The 18,919-nt window shown below is 49.1% G+C and carries 13 protein-coding genes; 5 read left to right on the forward strand and 8 right to left on the reverse strand.

Annotated elements, in window-relative coordinates; translation table 11 throughout:
* Window positions 1-56: 56 nt before the first annotated feature.
* The 4 genes from recB to HMPREF3139_RS01690 form a co-directional block, all read right to left on the reverse strand.
* Window positions 57-3,713: an exodeoxyribonuclease V subunit beta gene (gene recB / locus HMPREF3139_RS01675; RefSeq protein WP_070459936.1), complete on the reverse strand. Its 3,657-nt coding sequence runs from the start codon at window positions 3,711-3,713 to the stop codon at window positions 57-59.
* A gap of 144 nt (window positions 3,714-3,857) precedes the next feature.
* Window positions 3,858-7,616 (reverse strand): hemagglutinin repeat-containing protein, encoded by a 3,759-nt coding sequence (locus tag HMPREF3139_RS01680; RefSeq protein WP_070459940.1) that lies wholly within the window; start codon window positions 7,614-7,616, stop codon window positions 3,858-3,860.
* A gap of 254 nt (window positions 7,617-7,870) precedes the next feature.
* Complete coding sequence (locus tag HMPREF3139_RS01685; RefSeq protein ID WP_070459943.1) at window positions 7,871-9,538, reverse strand: ShlB/FhaC/HecB family hemolysin secretion/activation protein; 1,668 nt, start codon at window positions 9,536-9,538, stop codon at window positions 7,871-7,873.
* A gap of 211 nt (window positions 9,539-9,749) precedes the next feature.
* Complete coding sequence (locus HMPREF3139_RS01690) at window positions 9,750-10,658, reverse strand: Dyp-type peroxidase (RefSeq protein WP_070459946.1); 909 nt, start codon at window positions 10,656-10,658, stop codon at window positions 9,750-9,752.
* Between the two features lie 103 nt (window positions 10,659-10,761).
* On the opposite strand from HMPREF3139_RS01690, the gene HMPREF3139_RS01695 reads away from it, so the two are divergent.
* A complete protein-coding gene (locus tag HMPREF3139_RS01695; RefSeq protein ID WP_070459949.1) occupies window positions 10,762-11,850 on the forward strand; it encodes a metallophosphoesterase in 1,089 nt (362 codons plus the stop codon).
* Window positions 11,851-11,990: 140 nt separating this feature from the next.
* Window positions 11,991-12,581, forward strand: a complete 591-nt coding sequence (locus tag HMPREF3139_RS01700) for a LemA family protein (protein WP_070459952.1) — start codon at window positions 11,991-11,993, stop codon at window positions 12,579-12,581.
* Between the two features lie 109 nt (window positions 12,582-12,690).
* Here the strand turns inward: HMPREF3139_RS01700 and HMPREF3139_RS01705 are convergent, their stop codons facing one another.
* Genes HMPREF3139_RS01705 through HMPREF3139_RS01720 form a run of 4 tightly spaced genes read right to left on the reverse strand, consistent with a single transcriptional unit; the run spans window position 12,691 to window position 16,960 of the window.
* Window positions 12,691-13,803 carry an SGNH/GDSL hydrolase family protein gene (locus tag HMPREF3139_RS01705; RefSeq protein ID WP_070459955.1) on the reverse strand — a complete coding sequence of 371 codons (1,113 nt, stop codon included), beginning with the start codon at window positions 13,801-13,803 and terminating at the stop codon, window positions 12,691-12,693.
* Window positions 13,800-14,828, reverse strand: a complete 1,029-nt coding sequence (patB, locus tag HMPREF3139_RS01710) for a peptidoglycan O-acetyltransferase PatB (RefSeq protein WP_070459958.1) — start codon at window positions 14,826-14,828, stop codon at window positions 13,800-13,802. The genes HMPREF3139_RS01705 and patB overlap by 4 nt, the downstream gene beginning before the upstream one ends.
* A 10-nt stretch (window positions 14,829-14,838) precedes the next feature.
* Window positions 14,839-16,275 (reverse strand): MBOAT family O-acyltransferase, encoded by a 1,437-nt coding sequence (locus HMPREF3139_RS01715; protein WP_070459961.1) that lies wholly within the window; start codon window positions 16,273-16,275, stop codon window positions 14,839-14,841.
* Window positions 16,276-16,321: 46 nt separating this feature from the next.
* Window positions 16,322-16,960: a DedA family protein gene (locus tag HMPREF3139_RS01720; RefSeq protein ID WP_070459965.1), complete on the reverse strand. Its 639-nt coding sequence runs from the start codon at window positions 16,958-16,960 to the stop codon at window positions 16,322-16,324.
* Window positions 16,961-17,190: 230 nt separating this feature from the next.
* On the opposite strand from HMPREF3139_RS01720, the gene hda reads away from it, so the two are divergent.
* Genes hda through HMPREF3139_RS01735 form a run of 3 tightly spaced genes read left to right on the forward strand, consistent with a single transcriptional unit; the run spans window position 17,191 to window position 18,899 of the window.
* Window positions 17,191-17,859, forward strand: a complete 669-nt coding sequence (hda, locus tag HMPREF3139_RS01725) for a DnaA regulatory inactivator Hda (protein WP_070459969.1) — start codon at window positions 17,191-17,193, stop codon at window positions 17,857-17,859.
* The gene (locus HMPREF3139_RS01730) at window positions 17,856-18,524 is read left to right on the forward strand and encodes a histidinol-phosphatase (protein ID WP_070459972.1); all 669 of its coding nucleotides are present in this window, start codon (window positions 17,856-17,858) and stop codon (window positions 18,522-18,524) included. The genes hda and HMPREF3139_RS01730 overlap by 4 nt, the downstream gene beginning before the upstream one ends.
* A 60-nt stretch (window positions 18,525-18,584) precedes the next feature.
* Window positions 18,585-18,899, forward strand: a complete 315-nt coding sequence (locus tag HMPREF3139_RS01735; protein WP_003747161.1) for a TonB family protein — start codon at window positions 18,585-18,587, stop codon at window positions 18,897-18,899.
* Window positions 18,900-18,919 lie beyond the last annotated feature (20 nt).

The following is an 18,919-nucleotide window of genomic DNA, read 5'->3' on the forward strand; positions in this document are numbered from 1 at the left end:
AAGGCCGTCTGAAAATGTTTCAGACGGCCTTTTTGACGGCTTAACAAAATGATTTATCAAGAATTTGTTTTTCGTTCAACGAAAGTGGAAAGCAGGGCGGTATCGATGTCCCATTTCCAAATGCCGCGATCCGAGCCGTCCATGCCGCGCAGGAAGAGGTAGCGGATGGCGATTTTGGGCAACGGCTTGCCGCGCAGGGCATAGTAGCGTGCGGTGGCAACGGCGTAGATCAGGGCTTGCAGATAGTAGTGATGATGTGCCACGGCTTCGTTCATCGCCTGTTGCGTGTAGGCGCTTGCATCGTTGCCCAAATGGTTGGATTTGTAGTCGATTAAAACGACATTGCCGTCTGAATCTTGGCAAACCATATCAATAAAGCCGTTCAAATAGCCTTGTAAATCATGGAAGTCAAGCAGTTGCGCGGCTTGAACGCATTCGGGCGGCAGGTTTGCTTCGCTTGAGGCAAACCAACGGCGCAAGTCGTCCAGTTTGAAATCGTCCATGTACAGGGTAAACCCCATTTCGGGCAGGCGTCGGGTCGGCGGAATCTGCGACAGGCTCTCGTTGATTAAAGGCGTAAGGCGGCAGGTATCGAGCATGGTGATTACCGTCGGCAGCCATTTGTCTTCAAAGCTGTGGCGTTGCAAAACTTCGGCAATCATTTCGGATTGGCTCTCGGCAGAGGCGGCGAAGTCGAGTTTTTCCAGCATTTCATGCAAACATACGCCGGCATTGGTGCCGTGGGGGAAATGGTGGATATCGAGGCCGTCTGAAAGTGGGGGCGGCAGGTTTTCAGACGGCATGGCACGGTCTGCGCTTTCTGCCGGATCGATGGCAGGTTGCAAAGGCTCGTGTTGTTCGTCGGTTGACTTGGTATGCCGGCTCAAACCGGTAAAGCTGGTGTGGCGGATAAAGTCAAAATCGCGGCGTTTGATGCTATGTGCGCTAAAAGCTTGGTCTTGCTGGCGGCTGTATTGGTAGACGGTTTCCGGCGGGGCTTCTTCCGTGAATGCAAACTCCGTATTTTCAGGCGTGTTTGTGATAAAGCGTTGCCAGTTGGTTTTGAGCATTTCCACAACGTCTGTCGCGCTTTTATAGCTTTGGCTGACGCTTTCGCGGCCGGCATCCGGCAAACCTTCGAGCAGATAGGCAAAAGGATTGTTTGGCGTACAGTTTTTGTTGGCGGCGGCGTAGATATTGAGCTGTTCTTCGGCGCGGGTAAGGGCGACATAAAGTAGGCGTAAATCTTCGGCCGTCTTTTCGTCGGCAAGGTGGCTTAGTTCTGCTTCTGAGGTTTGCGATTTGGCCAGCAGCTCGGTTTCGTGGTTGTCAGTATGCAGGATTTTCCAGTTTTCTTTGGAATTGTCTTTGGTATCCCATGCGAAGGGGCAGTAAACCAAAGGATATTGCAAACCTTTCGACGCGTGCATGGTAACGATTTTGACCAGTTTTTCGTCGCTTTCAAGACGGATGGTTTGCGCGTCTGATGGGAAATGGCCGCTGCGCGCACGGCTGATTTGTTCGTTCAGCCATTTATGCAGGGCGGCAGGGTTGCGGCTTTGGCTGTCTTCTTCGGCCAAAAGCTCCAGAATTTGATAGTAGTTGGTCAGGCTACGCTCGTTGCCGCCTTTGAGCAGGCGTGTTTCGATGTCATGTAGGGCGGCAAACTGCTGCACGGCGGCAAAAATGCCGCCTTTCCGCCATTTTTCCATGGCTTGGGCAGACGACTCCAGCCATTTCAGCAGCTGGTGTTCGTTGTGGTTGAGTTCGTAAATCTCTTTGGCGGTATAGCCGAACAAAACGCCGGTCAAGACAAAGCGCAGCCAGTCGGTTTGCCTTGGGTTGAGCCAAAAGCCGATCAGCGCGGACAGCGAGTCTGCCTCGGCGGAATCGAAAACGGACTGGCGCGACAGCAACACGCTTTGGATACGGCGCTGTTTCAGTTTACCGGCAATCATCGCTGCTTCGTCGTTGAAGCGCACCAAGACGGCAATATCGCCGGATTCCAGCGCGCGGCCTTTGAAATTCAGACGGCCTTCGGCTGCTTCATTGAGCGCAAAGGCAATTTCATCGGCGCAATATTCGGCGGCACGGCCATGCAAAATCTCTTTGTTGGTCTGATCGTCCGTATTGAGCCAGCGTACTTGGATGGCGGGGCAGTGTGGCGATAGCCGGCTTTCGGCGCGGCTGGCGGAGACATCGCTGTAATCGATGTTTTCCAATACAAAGGGGTGTTTTTTTTGTTTGAACAAGGCGCTGATGCCGTTGATCAGCTTGGCATGGCTGCGGTAGTTGACAGCGAGGGTGTAATGCCTGTCCGCATCTTGCGCGGCTTGCAGATAGGCGTAAATGTCCGCACCGCGAAAGCTGTAAATCGCCTGTTTGGGGTCGCCAACGAGAAACAGCGGGCAGCCTTGCTCAATAAAGATTTGGCGGAAAATTTCGTATTGCAGCGGGTCGGTATCTTGGAATTCGTCAATCAGCGCGATTTCCCAGTTTGCCGCCGCCGCTTTTGCCAACGCATTGCCATGTTCATTGGTGGTCAATGCTTGATGGACGTCCAGCAGCAAATCGTCAAACACGCGCTCGCGGCGTGATTTTTTTTGTTCGGCAATGGATTGGTTGATGTAGGAAAGTAGGTCGAGTTGCAGGCAGATGAAGACTGCTTCTTCTGCGCTTTCCATTGCCTGCAAATCACGACCGAGATTGGCCAAGGCTTGCAGCTGAATAATTTCCGGCGCATCGGCATCGGCTTTATATTCTTTTTTCAGTTTGCTGTTGAGTGTATCGACACTGAAATGGTTTAGTTTTCCTAGTGTTTGTTTGCTTAGGCGGGGCAGACGGTTGGATTCGGAGTTTGTTTTTAAATCGGTAAAAACATTTTCAAAGGTATTTCTTCTGTAGATCTGGCCGTTAAGTTTGGGCAAGATTACCCAAAACGCTTTTTCCAAGTCTTCCAACTGGCTGCAAACTTTTTGCCATGTTTCTTGAAGGTTAGCTTGGGCTTCTTTCAAATCGCCTTCGGGCCGTCTGAATTTCAGATAGGGGCGGCCGGTATAGCTTTTGATTTCGGCAAGCATTTCTTCAGGCGTGCATTTCCGATCAAAAACCAATTGTGCCAATGTGGCATCGGTTGCCACTTTTTGCCGCCAAAAGTCTTGCGCAGGAATCAGCAGCCTCTCGCGCGAGTCGTCCGACAGCTCGACATCCAAAGGTGCGCCGCACAAAAACGCGTAATCGCGCAAGACGCGCTGACAGAAGCCGTGGATGGTGTAAATCGATGCGTTGTCAAACTGGCTCAGCGCGGCTTTGAGGCGGAGAGTCAGGCGATGGCAGCTTTCCTGTCCGTCTTGCTCGCCTAAAGCCAAAGGAATCAAGCGATTGAGAAAGTCATCGGGGGATTTTTTCTCTTTTTCGTAATATTTGTTCAGGCCGTCTGAAATATGTTCCGGCTCGCCGCCCAAGGTTTGGATTTCGTTCAAAACCTGCAACACTTCGTCCAAACGCGCGCGCAAACGGGTTTTCAGTTCTGCCGTCGCCGCTTTGGTAAAGGTAACGACCAGAATTTTCTCGATGTCTTTTTTTTCTAAAACAATCAGTCGGGTAAAAAGCGCGGCAATGCCGTAGGTTTTACCCGTACCGGCAGAAGCTTCGATGAGGTTGGTACCGTCGATGGAAAGTGTGAGCGCGTCAAAAGGAAGGGCGGAAGACATGGTTGGAACGGAATAATATTAGCGAGGCATTATCATAACAGAGATAGTGTGTTGTTTTGCATTGATGATAAAAATGCCGTCTGAAAACTTTCTGTTTTCAGACGGCATGTCTTAATGGCTATTAAATGACTTCAATAGTGCATTTTAGTAGCGCAAACGGCGTCTGGCGTAGCTTGGTTGGCGAGGATGGTAGGTATAACGGTTCGCCGCAGGAGCTTTACTGTCGTCATAGTAGTACGCAACATTATTACCGTTGATGGTCGTATTGTTGACGCTCAAACCGGTTGGAGAGCCGGTAGTGATAACAACATTGTCGCTTTGGATGGTGTTTGCCGTATTGGTTACGGTGGCGTCGTTTTTACCTTTGGCGTTGATGCCGCCGTTTGGTTTGCCTGAAGCGTAGCTGCCGTTGACATTGACGGTCAGATTTTTTTCGTTAACGCTGCTGATCGCGCCGGAAGTATTGACTTTGTTGCCTTCTACTTCAACGGAGTTATTGGATACCAGGTTGGTACCGTGCAGGTTGACGTCGCCGTTGTTGGCATTGATTTTAATATCGTTGCCGGCCACTACATTTGCGCCTGCGGCGGTAGAAGACGCGTTATCGGTTTTGTTGACGCCGACAGAGCCGTTGACGTGAGGAACGGCAACACCGGTTTCAACATTGATTGTCGCGCCAGCGCCGATACCGACATTAACGGCTGTACCTTGGTTGGAGGCAGTATTGGCTGACTCGGTGAAGGTTACGCCGTTGCCTGCGGTAATGTTGACGTTGTTGTTGGCAGTAATGTTGGATGCGATTTCAGCAGAGTCTTTGGCGTTGATGACAACATTGGTCGCATTCATATCGCCTTTGACGGCGGTAGATTCTTTTTTGTTTTCATCAGCGTAGTTGACGTTCAGGTTGGCATTCACATCAACGTTTGAACCGTCTTTGGTGTATGCGCCGACAGTCAAAGAAGCGCCTCCTTGTTTACTGCTGCTGTTGCTGGTGTTGTGGGCGGCAGTGTTGTGGTATGAACCTGCATCAATGTTGATCGCACCGGTAACATCATATTTTGTACCTTCATCAGACACTTTGTCATTTGCCAAAACGATGGCATTGCCTGCGTTGATGGTGGTTACGGTTGCAGTGGATTCATTGTGGGTCGAAGAGTTGCCTTGACCTTGTGCAGTGATTTCACCGCCGATGCCTTTGTTGGTGCTGATGCCAACAGAAACGACCAAACCGCCGCCGTTTTGTTTCACATCGGATTTTGCACCGCTGTGTGCCGCTGCATGGGTAACGTTTTTGGCAGATTCAACCACATTGCCGGTCGCGTTAATCACGGTACCTTCTTGATTAATATTGCCGTTTGCAGTGATGGTAGCGTTGCCGCCGGTGTTGATGTTGGATACATGGGATGTATTCGTTACGGTAGTTGCATCTGTTTTGGTGCTGGTAATGCCGACAGATACGCCGACGCCTGCAACGTTATTTTTTTCGTATGCAGTAGCAGATACGCCCAAATCGGTTACGCGGCCGGATTCGGTCACAGTGCTGCTGCCTTTGGATGCAACAACATTGACGTCATTGGCTGCGGAAATGTTGACAGATTCTTCGCCGTTGACTTGGCTGCCGCTGACGGTAACGTTTGAGTTGGAAGACAACTGGGTGTTTTTACCGGTCAAAATGCTGCCGTTCAGGCCGACAGAATGGGTGTCGGTGTGGGTATCGGTAAATTTGATACCGGCTTTGGCAGTCACGCTGCCGTTTTCTTTATTGGTTTCGATACCAGAGTAGCCTTTGATGGAATACTCGTTGACCTGCTTGTTTTCTACTGCTTTGGCTGCATCAATGGTCAAATCGCCTGCGGAAGACAGTTGCAGTTTTTGTGCCGCAAACAATGCAGAACCGATCACATTGATGTCTTTGTTGGAAACAACGGTCAGGTCGGCATTGGAAACCAGGGTAGAACCGGTTACTTTTTCAATGCTGCTGTTGCTGCTGGTTTTAGAGGTAGTGATATTGAAAATCGTACCTTTACGCGCGCTTTGTGCGGAAGTATCGGTGCTGGTGGCGTTTTTAATATCAACATTGCCTGCTTTGGAGCTGACGAATGTACCGGCTTGGCCTTCAACGGTACTGCCGTAAACGTTGACGCCGTTTTTTGCACCCAAGACTACGTTTGAGTTGGCAGTAATGCTGCTGCCGTGCAGGTTTTCTGTACGGTTGTTTTGAACTTGGCTTTCACCGCCGAACAGGCCGCCCCAGTATTTTTTCTGGTCATCGAGGCTGTTGGTATTAGTGGTGGTTTGAGTGCCCAAGTTGATCTTGTTGACATCGGTAACGACATTGCCGTTTGCCGCGATGCTTGCGCCGTAAGTGCTCAAATCGCCTTCGGAAATCAAACCGATATCACCGGCTGCGGAGATTTTGGTTTGATGGGCGGTAGAGTTTTTGGAAGATTTTGTAGCGATACCGGTTTTCAGGGCGGCAGTTTCATTTTTGAAGCTGACATAAGTCGAGCTGCTGTCGGTTTCGCTGTTGCTGCTCAATACGATTCCTTGTTGGGCGGCAATGCGAGCATCAGCAGCCGAGTTTAGTTCGGTCGCATCCAATTGAACTTTGCCTGTGGTGGCAATATTGACAGAGCCGGCATTGATTTTGGTTTGATGCAGGCTTTCGTCAGCAGAAGAGCTCAGGTTGTTGTTGTACCAAAGGCCTTTGCTTTGAGTATGGTCGGATTCTATGCGGTTGGTGGTTTTTACCGCGTTAGAATTGAAGTTGCCTGTGGCAGATGCGGTCAGCGCGCCGGCATTGATGTTGGCTGCGCTCAGGTTGAGGCTGCCGCTATTGTTCAAAGTCAATGACTCGGATGCATTGATATTGCTGGCGGTAAAGGTTTCCGTTTTGTTGCGGTCTGAACGGAAGTGCTGAACATTTTTCGCCTCTTTGCCGCTGGAAGACTTGTTAGCAGAATGGCTGTTAACCGTGCCTTTGATGTCGGTATCGCGGGCAAACAATTCCATTTGTGCGCCGGTCAGATTGGCAGACTGGATGCTCAGGTTGCCTTTGCTGTCGATATTCAGGTAGCGGGTGCCGGTAATCGCCGCATTTTGAATGTTTTGTTTGGCGCGTTTGTCGGTCGCGTGGATGCGGATGGTACCGGCACGCATACTGCCGAAGATATGACCGTCAAGCACCGGCGCATTTGAAGCAGCGTCCAATGCTTCGATTTGCGCGGTTTTGTAGTCGAAGTTGCTTTTGCCTGAAGAAACGTTGATGGCGTCGGCGGCATTAACATTGGCTGATTTACCGACAACAACTTGCGGCGCGAGCAGGTCAACTACGCGGTTGCCGCTCAAATTGCCGTTTACTTGCAGTTGTTTGCCATTGTCGCTGATATTAAAAGATTTCAACGTGCCGTCTGAAACGGTTGGCGTACCGACAACCAAGGATGTGCGGTTGGCATTCAGGATGCTGCCGCCGTTGTGGGTAATGCCGTTAGGGTTTGCCAAAACATAGTCTGCGGCAATACCGAAGATCTCTTGCTGACCCAAGATCAGAGAAGGGTTTTTGCTGACCACTTCGTTCAAGATCACAGATGCGGCCTGACCTTGGAAGTTTTTGTTGGCAGACAGGTTTCCGGCCAGTTGGGATTTACCGGCAGACAGGGCGTTATTCAAAACGGCACCGTGTTGGGAAACGTTGTACTTGTTATATTGGTTGTGAGAAAGACCTTGGGCCGTCGGTGCGGCAATGTTGACGATGTCAACATTGTGTTGCTGCTGTACCGAAGTTTGGCCGATGGCTTCGATATTGGCCGCTACCGCTGCATTTCCCAGGAATGCAAAGCACACGGCGACAGTTACTTTGCCAGAAGCTGAGAGCTTAGGCTGATATAAAGTGTCGATTTTCATGGATTTTAATCCTTATTTATCGTGATGGAGATTGAATCAGAAATCCCATATCGGGTATGAGATTTCTGTTGAGGAAATTTTGAATGTATTAACATTGTTATAAAATTTTTTACAATAATACCACCAGTACGGCCTTGTGTGCACTATTTCAAATGCAAATATAAACCGCCCATCTTATTGATATTAATGAAAAATTAATAATGTTAAGATGGGCGGTTTATATATTGGATAAAAGGATATATATTTACATAACTTTAAAATGGAATGCGCAAAGAAACGGTCACATGATCCTGTATTTCACTGTTTGATTGGTTGGGCATGCGCGCAAAACCTTTGCCATAGTCGGCAGAAAGTTGCCATTTATCCGCCTTGCCCAAATTCAAACCTGCAACCACACCCATGGCGCGTTGCGAACCTTCGTTATTGTTTTTGGCAACGCCGATGTCTGCACCCAGATAAGGCTCGATATAGATGCCGTGAGGCGTATTGCGGCGGAAATAAACGGTATTGCTTAACAGGACTGCGCTGTTTGCGCTCAAAGAAGTTGAACGGAAACCGCGTACATTTTGATGACCGACGACGTCCATTTCTTTGGTGGCAAACAAATCATGAGGGCTATATTGGGCATCGATTTGGTGATGGTTGCGCACGATCCATTTACCCAATGGGCGGTTTTGAATCAAATTGCTTTGCAAGGATACAGAGGTATAGCGCTTGTCGAACGGCGTATGTTCGGTATTTTTCGCAAACCCTTGTTCCACGCCGATATTGTTGAGCCAAATACCGTTTGGCAGGATGGTTGTATGCGACAGGCCGACTTGTGCCGAATAGATTTCCGGGCTTTGCAGTTCCAGTTTGCTGTCGGCAAATTTTGCAGTCTGTTTCACATAATCGATGCCGGCATAGGCGGAGGTAATGTGTTTTTGACTGCGTGAAAATACGCGGTCCGCTTTGATTCCTGCCGCTTTGGATTTGGAGCGGTAGGCATAGCGCGTTACGCTGGGCGTTAAGATGCTTTGCGATTGCGACGCGGCGGCGTAAGTGCTGAATGTCCATGCGCCATAAGGTACTTGGTAGAACATACTGCCGCCGCGACTGTAATGGCTGTCGTGATTGTTTAGATTGGTATAGCCGTTTAGATAAAGGGAGTCGCTCAATCCCAACGGGCTGCCGATATTCAGGCTGCCGCGAAGTGTCGTGGTATTGGGTTTGCTGCCTTTATTGTCGATGGTGACGCTGCCGCCCCAATGTTTTTGGGCATCGTTGTTGAGTTGGATGGAGGCGGTGCCGTCATCATGCGGATAAACATCGATGCTGACGTTGTTGCCGGCAACATGGTTTGCCTGTTCAATACCTTGGTCGAGGTATTGGATGTTTAGAGGTTTGCCTTGATGATCGGGGAAGAGGGTATCGACGTTGACTGTACGGGAGCCGCCGGTAATCTCACGGATTTTGCCTTCGATGACTGCCAATTTCAGGACGCGTTCAGACGTGGTTTCAAATTTGATTTGCGTATGCGGATAGCCTTGAGCGATATACTCGGCAACGATGTCCCGGTTCAGTTGGTTGATGTTGTTTTGATTGATGCATTTGGGTAACTTGGCTTCAATCTTTTGGGAATCGATAAGGGTAATGCCGGAAAGCTCGATACCGGTGTAATCCAAGCATTCGGTATTGTTTTCAGACGGCACCTCTTGTGCAACCGTGTCGTTATCTTGTTTTTTCTGTAAATCCCATGCCGACTGCTCGCGTTTTTGGATTTCGACCGAATGAATCTGATCGAGGTTGTCGCGGAAGTCTTTGTCGAATTGGTTGGGTACGTTTTTATCGATTTGATCAAGCGGATTCGGCGTATTGGCCGCATAGGCGTTCAGCGCGGAGAGAATCAATACGGGCAGGGGAAGAAGGCGGGATTTATACATGGTGTCGTAATTTTATAGGGATAATAATTGGGTTTATTTTATCGAAAATAGCTGCTTGGGGCGTATCAGTTTTTATCGTTGTCTGTAATCAGGGTTTATTAAGCAACGATGGGATAAATTTCTATGATAATACCATAAAATATTAAGGGAATTTAAATAACAAAAACCTGCCTTTGAAAAGGCAGGTTTTTTTCAGACGGCCTTTGAGCCGTTAAAGATTTTGCAAACGTTCGACAGAAGGTGCGTAGTAGTAAGCACCTGATACGGCTTTAGACAAATGTTTCAGCAGTAAGTCGGTTTTGCCGTCAGATTCGCCGAACATATTGAGCAGTTGAACTTCAATATTGTGCAGCGTGTTGCAATAGGAAGTGAACATCAAACCATGTTCGCCGCTGAGTTTGCCGAAGGGTAGGCTGCGGCGGACAATTTTCAGGCCAACGCCGTTTTCTTTAACATTGACGCGGCCGAGATGGGAATCTGGCAGGCGCACGTCTTTGCTGAATTCGTCATTGGTTTCTTTGCTGCGGCCAACGCTGGCTTCTTGTTCGGCAGTGGGAACGGCATCCCATTTTTTCAAATCGTGCAGGTATTTTTGCAGCAAAACATAGCTGCCGCCGGCATCAGGCTTGCCTTCGGGAATAATGGCGACATTGCGCACATTGTCATCGCCCTGCGGATTTTCCGTACCGTCGACAAAACCGTCCAAGCCGCGGTCTTCATACAGGCGCAGGCCGTGTTCTTCAGTGGCTACGCGGATGCTGTCGCCGAATGCGCTGAAAACAGATTGGGCCAAGGCGTAGGCGGCTTTTTGCTCGGTGGCTTGAATGTGGATATAGAGGTCGTGTTGGGTGGAGGGTGCGAGGCCGTTGCCCAATTCTGGGAAAGGTTTGATTTCGCTGCCTTCGTCAGTATGGCCGAACGATTGCCATGCGCGGCTGCCAAAGGCAATGGTCAAACCCAAAATATCATTCGGAAAACGGGTTTTCAGTTTAGCCAGAGCCTCCAAAGAAAGACGGCAGGCAGATTTGATGTCTTCATTGCGGCCGTCTGAAATGTCTGCTTCGATAAAAATACCGGCTTGTGCGTGATCAGGAATAATGGCTGATTGGGGATGGCTCATGATGATTCCTTTCAAAATATTATGGGTTTTTACGCGGGGGATTATACACTGAAAGTTTCAGACGGCCTAAAATCTGCCTTTTGATTTTTTAGGGCGGAAAGGCATGTTTGGCAAGATGTTTTTTGTGAGCGTCATTCTGTTGCAAGTGTTTACATTCGGGCTCGGGCGTTCGCTGCAATGGTTGTTTGCGCCTTGGATTGGCAAAGTCGGCAGACGTTGGCTGATGGGTATTTCCTATTTCATTACAAACGGCTTGTTGGTCGGTTTGCTGCTGGAGTTGGGACATATAATATTCCGCGCGATGGCGTTTTGGATGGTGATCTTGCTGTTTGTGATGTATGCCGCGCTGGCGACATTTATCCTGTATCTTTTGCTGCGCCGTTTTATGGCACGCCAACTGCTGTCACGAAGCCTGCGGCTGTTTGCGCCTTTGTTTGTGGCCGGTTTGCTCGGTTTTGGGATGTATAACGCCTATACGCCTGTTGTTCGCCATCAGACTGTATTCATCAATAAGAAAATGGATAAGCCGCTGCGTATCGGCGTGGCCAGCGATTTGCACTTGGGGATTTTGTTTGGCGCGCGTCAATTGGACAAGCTAACGGACATCATGAAGCGGGAAAAAGTCGACATGGTGTTGCTGCCGGGGGATTTGATGGACGATACCGTTGATGCCTACCTTAAAGAAAACATGAAACCGCATTTGCAGAAGCTGACTGCGCCGATGGGCGTTTATGCCACTTTGGGCAATCATGACTGGTTCCGCGATCAGAAGCGTATCAAACATGAATTGGAAGCGGCAGGTTTGACGGTTTTGGCCAATCAGGTTCTGGAAGTGAATGGTGTGTTGCTGGTAGGGCGGAGCGATGATTTGGATCGCAAGCGTCCCAGTGCGGAGCAGCTTTTGGAAGGTCAAAATACCCAATTACCGGTTTTATTGATGGATCACCGTCCTACTTCAATCGAAACCCATGCCCGGCTGCCGATTGATGTGCAGGTCTCCGGCCATGTCCACAACGGCCAAGTTGCACCTGCCAACCTTATCGTCCGTACGCTTTATCGTCTTGCTTACGGTTATGAGGCGATCGGCAACGGCCATTTTTTCACCACTTCGGGCTACGGCTTCTGGGGCATTCCCCTTCGTTTGGGTTCGCAATCAGAAGTGTGGGTTATCGACATCAAGTCAAAGCATTGAAATAGAAATATAAACTTCAGGCCGTCTGAATTTTAGACGGCCTTTTTTATGAAAATTGGGAAAAAATATTAAAATTGGATTATAATCAATGTAAAAAATCAGCCACCGGTATGAGTGGCATCATAACTAGGGAACTCACTATGGGCATTATCAGTCTTGCACTTATTTTCGTATCAATCGCCGCCGTCTTATTGTATTTCAAACAACAGTTGAAAGACCGCAAAAAAGACTGTCGCGAATCCTTTGTCTCTTTGCGCATTGCGCTTGACTGCCGACATCAGGCCGTCCGTCATGTATTGGATGCATACAGCAAACACCTGCAAGAGCAGGGCATTGCATCGGATCGAAACGTTCAGCAGATGTGTGCCGAAGTCGAAACCGCATTGGCGCAAACTGCCAAAACATTTTCCGAATCCAAGATCAAACATCTGTGCGAAGCCGAAACAGCATTGAATCATGCGCTGAAAAAATTGCAAACTGCCGTCAAAGGCCTTTTGAAACAGTATCCTGATGAGAAATTGGCCGGTTTGATGGAAATGCTGGATGCAGCAGAGGCGGAAGTTGCATCGGCACGCCGCACTTACAACCGCAGAGCCGGAAGCTACAACCATCATTTAAACAAGCTGCCCAACCGCCTTGTCGCCAAGCCATTAGGTTTTGACAGGCAGGCAAGATTGGTTCATTTTACGGAAAACCAAACGCAACGCATGAGCAGCAATATGTTGGCTTAAAAAAATAAGCAGTTTGCTGAATAAGCGATAAACAAAAGGCCGTCTGAAATATTAATTTCAGACGGCCTTTTATGTGCTGTTAATGAAAAACACTTAGGCCTTGGCCAATTTATTGAGCAAAGCGGATCAGGCTGTCGGCAAGCTTATCGGCTGCAGTTTCATAACCTTGTGCAGAGAAGTGGACGCCGTCTTTGGCTGCCAAGCCTTGAGCCATCCAGTTTTTCATGCTGCATGCCCCGCCCATCGCATCCTGCCAAGACCAGAACATGATTTTTTCGTCATGGGCAACGCGTTGCTGCATTTGTTGTACTTCGCTGAGTAAGACTGGACGGTTGCCGCAGCTGCCGTAGGCAGTTTTCAAAGATTCCGGAGCGCCGAGGATCAGGATACCTGCGTTAGGCAGGGTGTTTTTGATTTGACGGATGTAATTGCGCCATGTCCGCTCGGTAAAGGAAATATCGAGGTTGCCGGAAAAGGCTTCATTGGTACCGTAGGCAAGGATGATTAAATCGGCTTTGGTTTGTGCCAAATCTTCCCACATACCGGGCCGCCATTTTGACCATTGGGATAACTGCGCGCCGTTGATGCCCATGGCGGAAACGGTTACGCCGCGTCCGGGGCGTTCGATATTAATGAAACCGATTTGCCAAGGCATGCTGCTGCTGAGGGTCATCGGCAGGGAAGCATTGGTACGCAGCAGTTGCCAACCGTTTTGTGTGGCAGGGATTTCGCGGCCGTTGACGGTCAGGGTTTGCTCTGACCAAACCGGTTTGCCGAAAATGGAGATTTGTTGCATATCCATGCTGCCGTCGGCTGCGCTTAAGGTAATGCTGCCGCCATCGGCGCGTGCTTCAATACCGCCGAAAGAAAAATCGCTGTGTGATTTGCGGCTGCTGATGGTGTTCCAACCGCTGCCGCTGTAACGGACGGTTGCCATGCGCTGGCCTTTGACGGTGTTGGGGTAAACCCAACCGATGCCGCCGTTGCCCCATTGTTGTTGCAAACGGCGACGCAGGCGGTCGGTGAAATAGTCGCCGGCGGTGTGGGAGTCGCCAACTTGGATGATGCGAAACTTGCCGTCTGAAGTATTGTTGAGCTGTTGCAGTTTATTCAGCCAGGCAGGGCGGTTGGAGCCGTAGTTGCTTAACAGGCCGTCATTGGTTGCGCAGGCGGTAATAGGGAGTGCGAGAAGTGTGAGGAGTAAGGTTTTATTAAATTTCATGGTTGTGTATCGTGTGTAAAATTAATTTTTTCCATAATTTTTTCGGCCAATAGTTTTTGGCCTTCTGCGGAAAAGTGAATGCCGTCCTTGCTGCGGTAACGGATGATTTTTCCATCTACTTTGACAGAGTCGGCATATTCTTCTGCGCCATTGCTCAACAGTTTGTCAGTCGGCAGCCAAATGGCTTGAGGCGACACCGTACCCGACAGGATTTTGTCGAGGTAGCGCATCTGTTCGTTGAGCTTGGCTTTTTTCATGTAAGGAATGCCCAGCCAAATGACTTGGACATCATGTGTGGAGGCTGCATCAAGAATACGGCGGACGCGGTTGAGGTATTCTGCCTCCCATTCGGGGGAGGCGAATTTCAGGTATTTTTTACCCATCGGGAAATCCCAAGGGTCGTTGGGGCCTAAGAATACAACCAAAACGCGGATATCGGGTTCTTTTTGCAAAGTTTGTTCGATGGTTTTCGGCCAGTCGAAGAAATTGGGGTAGGACAAACCGGTACTTTGTTTGCTGAGGTTGACCGATTGTACGCCATATTCTTGCTTGAGGTGTTTTTGTACGAAAGGTGCAACGCCCTGCATCAGTGAGTCGCCGGCAAAGAAAACTTTGTTGCCTTTTTTCAACACGACCTGTGTTGCCGACTGATCAGCCTGATTGCTTGGCTCGCTGGCTGCGGTATCTGTATTGTTAGCCGCATCGGAAGCAGCAGAGTCTTTTTGATTGTCGGATACTTCAATGTTTTCCGTATTTTCAGACGACCTTGTTGTTTCAATGCCAGAGTCTTCCGAAGCCAAAGTGTCTTCTGCTTCCAGCGAAGCTTTCAGGCCGTCTGAAAATTCGTAGGCTTTTTGTTGCCAATCCGCACCGATACGCCACCAAGCGTATTCGGATAAAGGCTCAAGCGGACTGTTTTCATGATAGGTTTGCTGCCAATAGGCATTGATGGAGTTTTGGGCAAACCACGTCAGCGCAACCGCACTGAGCAGAATCGAAACAAACAGGGAGATAAAGCGTTTCATGTTCTGCTCCTTAGAAGTTGGCGTAAATAAAGCCGGGAATACCGGACGGGGCGAAGACGATAATCAGGGCGAGGATCAGCGTGATGGGGATAAACCACAGCCATGCAGGCAGTTTGTCCAAGCCTTTTACCGATGCTTCAAATAAGCGAAGCAAATACGGGTACAGCAAAAGCATCATCGCAAATGCACCCAGCAACATGAGGTCGGTCGGCAGAGGCGCGTTCCAACCTTTGTCATTGGCAAATAATGCGCTGAACAGCATTTCCGTATCGGCAAGCGTTGCGCTGTTGAACACGACAAAAGCGAAACAAACGAAATGGAAAGTAAACAGCCAGGCAAGCGGTTTGCCGATTTTCAGACGGCCTAAGGCATTGCGGCCGACGATTTTATCGCCGCAGTTAAGGAATACTAAAGCCGCACCGTGCAGCGCGCCCCAAATTAAAAAGCTCCAGCCATAGCCATGCCAAATGCCGGAAAGCAACATAGCAATCATCAGATTGAGCTGGGTGCGGCCGAAGCCTTTTTTGCTGCCGCCCAAAGGGATATAGATATAGTCGCGAATCCAAGTGGACAGGCTGATATGCCATCTGTCCCAGAAGTCGCGGATGTTGATGGCGCGAAGCGGCGCGGCAAAGTTTTTCGGCAGTTGGAAGCCGAGCAGCATGGCCAAGCCGATGACCAAATCTGAGTAGCCGGAAAAGTCGAAAAAGAGTTGGAAGGTGTAGCCATAAATCGCAGACAGAACGCCCCAGCCGTCGAACTGAGCCGGATTTTCAAAAACAGGCGATACCCAACCTTCCGCTAATACGCCGGCAAGCCACCACTTTTTGGCAATGCCCAACATAATCAGGCCAACCGCCAAAGCCGGATAAATCAGCTGGCGTGCCTGTTTGGTGCGGATTTGCACCAATGCGCCTGCTTGTTCGCCATCTATGCTTTTAAAAGCGGCTGCACGGATAATCGGGCCGGATGTGATGGTGGGGAAGAAGCTCAGATGCAGTAGGAGCTCGTGCCATTCAAAACGCTCTCCCTTAGGCTCACGGTAGCAATACACCAAGTAAGCCAGCGATTGGAAAGTGTAATAAGACAAGCCCAGAGGCAAAAGGATGTCGATGACGGCGCTTTGTCCTGTATATTGCTGAATAATCGGGCGGAAAAAGTCGAAGTATTTGAAGAAACACAAAACAGTCAATGCCGCCAAAATACCGCAACCCAGCCAAAATTTGCGGATATGCTCGTTTTCAGAAAACATCAGCACGCTGACCAGGTAAACCACAGACGAGTAAACCAAAATCAGCGCGGCAAAGATGGGGTCGATACGGTAAAGCCAGCCCAGTCCGGCAACCAAAAGTAAAACGTTTTGAACTTGCGGCAAACGTGCAAATGCCCAGTACAGCGGCAAAAATACGATAAAGAATACCGCAAACTCAATAGACAACAACGGCATGACAATTCCTTGATGTGTTTAAACTTTCAAACTTTTCGATTGATTGTTATTTTTTGGCGTTAAGTTTGGCGCGGACGACTTCGACTACCGCAGGTAAAATCGAAATCACGATGATTGCCGCCATGACTAAGCCCAGATTGTTTTTGACGACGGGGATATTGGCGAAGAAGTAGCCTGCATAGGAAAACGACAATACCCACAACACTGCGCCGATAATGTTGTAACGGATAAACGTCGCGTAGTGCATATCGCCCATACCGGCGACAAATGGAGCAAACGTCCGCACAATCGGCACAAAGCGCGCAATGATGATGGTTTTACCGCCGTGTTTTTCATAGAACGCATGGGTTTTTTCCAAATACGAACGGCGGAAAATTTTGGAATCAGGATTGGCAAACAGTTTTTGTCCAAAATACTTGCCAATCATAAAGTTGGCCGCATCGCCTAAAATAGCGGCCGCCAAGAGCAGCAATACCATGACGTGGATGTTCATGCCGCCGATGGCCGCAATACCGCCGGCGGCAAAAAGCAGCGAGTCGCCGGGTAAAAATGGCGTTACGACCAAACCAGTTTCGCAGAAAATCACAACAAACAAAATCGCGTAAATCCACGGGCCGTATTGGGCGGAAAGGTGGACAAGGTGTTGGTCGATATGGAGGATGAAATCAATAAGGGTAGAAATCACTAGGGTTCCCCAAATAAAAAGGCCGTCTGAAAAAGAACAGACAAATGTTTCGGCGAGAAGTTCGACATTGTAAAACCAAAGCGGAATAAAACCAATGCCGTAAGCGCGTCAAGATATGTTTAGAAGTGCAGATATGTTGCAGGTATAGGTTTCAGACGGCCTTTATCCTTGATGGTGGACGGCAAAACAACGTAAAATAAAGCCGATTTCAACCTAACCGGTGCGCCTTTGTGAACCAGCTCATCTTCGATTTTGCCAGCCATGATTATCCCGGCTTCGACAAATTTCTGGGAACAGAAAATGCCGAGCTGGTGTATGTGTTGCAGCACAAACATGGGCAATTTATCTATGTTTGGGGCGAAGAGGGCGCAGGAAAAAGCCATCTCTTGCAGGCATGGGTCGCACAGGCGCTCGATGCCGGACGAAATGCCATCTATATTGATGCCGCCGCCACGCCGCTGACAGAAGCCGCGCTGGATGCGGAATATCTTGCCATTGACCAAATCGAAAAGCTTAATAATGAAGAACAGGCTTTACTGTTTGCCATCTTCAACCGCTTCCGCAACAGCGGCAAAGGCTTTTTGCTTTTGAGTTCCGAATATACGCCGCAACAACTCGTTATCCGCGAAGACCTGCGCACACGCATGGCGTATTGCTTGGTTTACGAAGTCAAACCGTTGACCGACCGGGAAAAAATCGATGCGCTTGTCAGCATGGCGGCCGCCCGTCAGGTAACCATCGATCCAGAAATTTTCGAATACCTGCTGAACCATTGGCGGCGCGATATGGACAGCCTGATGCAAATGCTCGATACCCTCGACAACTACGCCGTTATGATGGGCAAGCGCATTACTTTGCCGCTTTTGCGCCAGCTTTTAAAACAACAGGAAACCCAATGAAAAACCTTGCCATTTTCGACCTCGACAATACTTTAATCAATACCGATTCGGATCACTCCTGGCCGCAATACCTGATTAAAAAAGGCATAGTGGATGCGGCTGAAACCGAGGCGCAAAATGAAAAGTTCTACCAAGACTATCAAAACGGTTGTCTTGATATTGATGCTTTCCTCAAATTCCATCTCGCGCCTTTAGCCCGTTTCAGCAAGGAGGAATTGGCTGAGTTTCATCGCGAGTTTATGGCCGAATATATTGTTCCGCATATTTCTCCGATGCAGCGTATGTTGGTACAAAGCCATCAAATGGCGGGTGACGAAATGTTGGTTATTTCTTCGACCAACGAGTTCATCATTACTCCAATCTGCCATCTTTTCGGTATTCACAACATTATCGGCACACAGCTTGAAACCGGTGAAGACGGCCGATATACCGGCAACTATGTCGGTACGCCGAGCCTGAAAGAAGGCAAAATTACCCGATTGAACCAATGGCTTGCCGAGCGCGGCGAGACCTTTGAAAGCTACGGTAAGGTTTATTTTTACAGCGACTCCAAAAACGACTTGCCGTTGCTGCGTATCGTGGACGAACCTGTCGCCGTCAATCCGGATGCCGAGTTGGAAAAAGAAGCCAAAGAAAAAGGTTGGCCGATTTTGAATTTCAAATAACGACGAATCCAGGCCGTCTGAAATATTTAACCTAACCACAACCCTAATAAGGACTAAAACATGAAAACGACTAAACTCCTCGCCTCAGCCCTGTTGTTTGCCGCTGTATTCGGTACCGCACAAGCAGCCGATACCGAAACTCTGGAAGCCATGAAAGCACAAAACGGCAGCGTTAAAACCGTTTTGATGGATGTCTTCACAACTCCTGCCGGTAATGTCGACCGCGTGAATATCATTCAATCCAGCGGCAATCCTGAAATGGACGAACGTGCAGTGAAAAGCGTTTCCAAATATCCTTATCCGAAACGCAAAACCGCATCTAAATACCAACATACCGTTACTTTTGAGACCAATGTTGAAGTAATCAACAACTGATTCGGACGCAAGGCCGTCTG

This window comes from Neisseria sp. HMSC15G01 (assembly GCF_001808255.1).
Classification (GTDB): domain Bacteria; phylum Pseudomonadota; class Gammaproteobacteria; order Burkholderiales; family Neisseriaceae; genus Neisseria; species Neisseria subflava_A.

Coding starts and splice junctions, on each gene's coding strand:
- patB (WP_070459958.1), bottom strand. CDS start 14,828: ATGAAACGCTTTATCTCCCTGTTTGTTTCGATTCTGCTCAGTGCGGTT.
- HMPREF3139_RS01735 (WP_003747161.1), top strand. CDS start 18,585: ATGAAAACGACTAAACTCCTCGCCTCAGCCCTGTTGTTTGCCGCTGTA.
- HMPREF3139_RS01700 (WP_070459952.1), top strand. CDS start 11,991: ATGGGCATTATCAGTCTTGCACTTATTTTCGTATCAATCGCCGCCGTC.
- HMPREF3139_RS01705 (WP_070459955.1), bottom strand. CDS start 13,803: ATGAAATTTAATAAAACCTTACTCCTCACACTTCTCGCACTCCCTATT.
- HMPREF3139_RS01715 (WP_070459961.1), bottom strand. CDS start 16,275: ATGCCGTTGTTGTCTATTGAGTTTGCGGTATTCTTTATCGTATTTTTG.
- HMPREF3139_RS01695 (WP_070459949.1), top strand. CDS start 10,762: ATGTTTGGCAAGATGTTTTTTGTGAGCGTCATTCTGTTGCAAGTGTTT.
- HMPREF3139_RS01685 (WP_070459943.1), bottom strand. CDS start 9,538: ATGTATAAATCCCGCCTTCTTCCCCTGCCCGTATTGATTCTCTCCGCG.
- HMPREF3139_RS01690 (WP_070459946.1), bottom strand. CDS start 10,658: ATGAGCCATCCCCAATCAGCCATTATTCCTGATCACGCACAAGCCGGT.
- recB (WP_070459936.1), bottom strand. CDS start 3,713: ATGTCTTCCGCCCTTCCTTTTGACGCGCTCACACTTTCCATCGACGGT.
- HMPREF3139_RS01680 (WP_070459940.1), bottom strand. CDS start 7,616: ATGAAAATCGACACTTTATATCAGCCTAAGCTCTCAGCTTCTGGCAAA.
- HMPREF3139_RS01730 (WP_070459972.1), top strand. CDS start 17,856: ATGAAAAACCTTGCCATTTTCGACCTCGACAATACTTTAATCAATACC.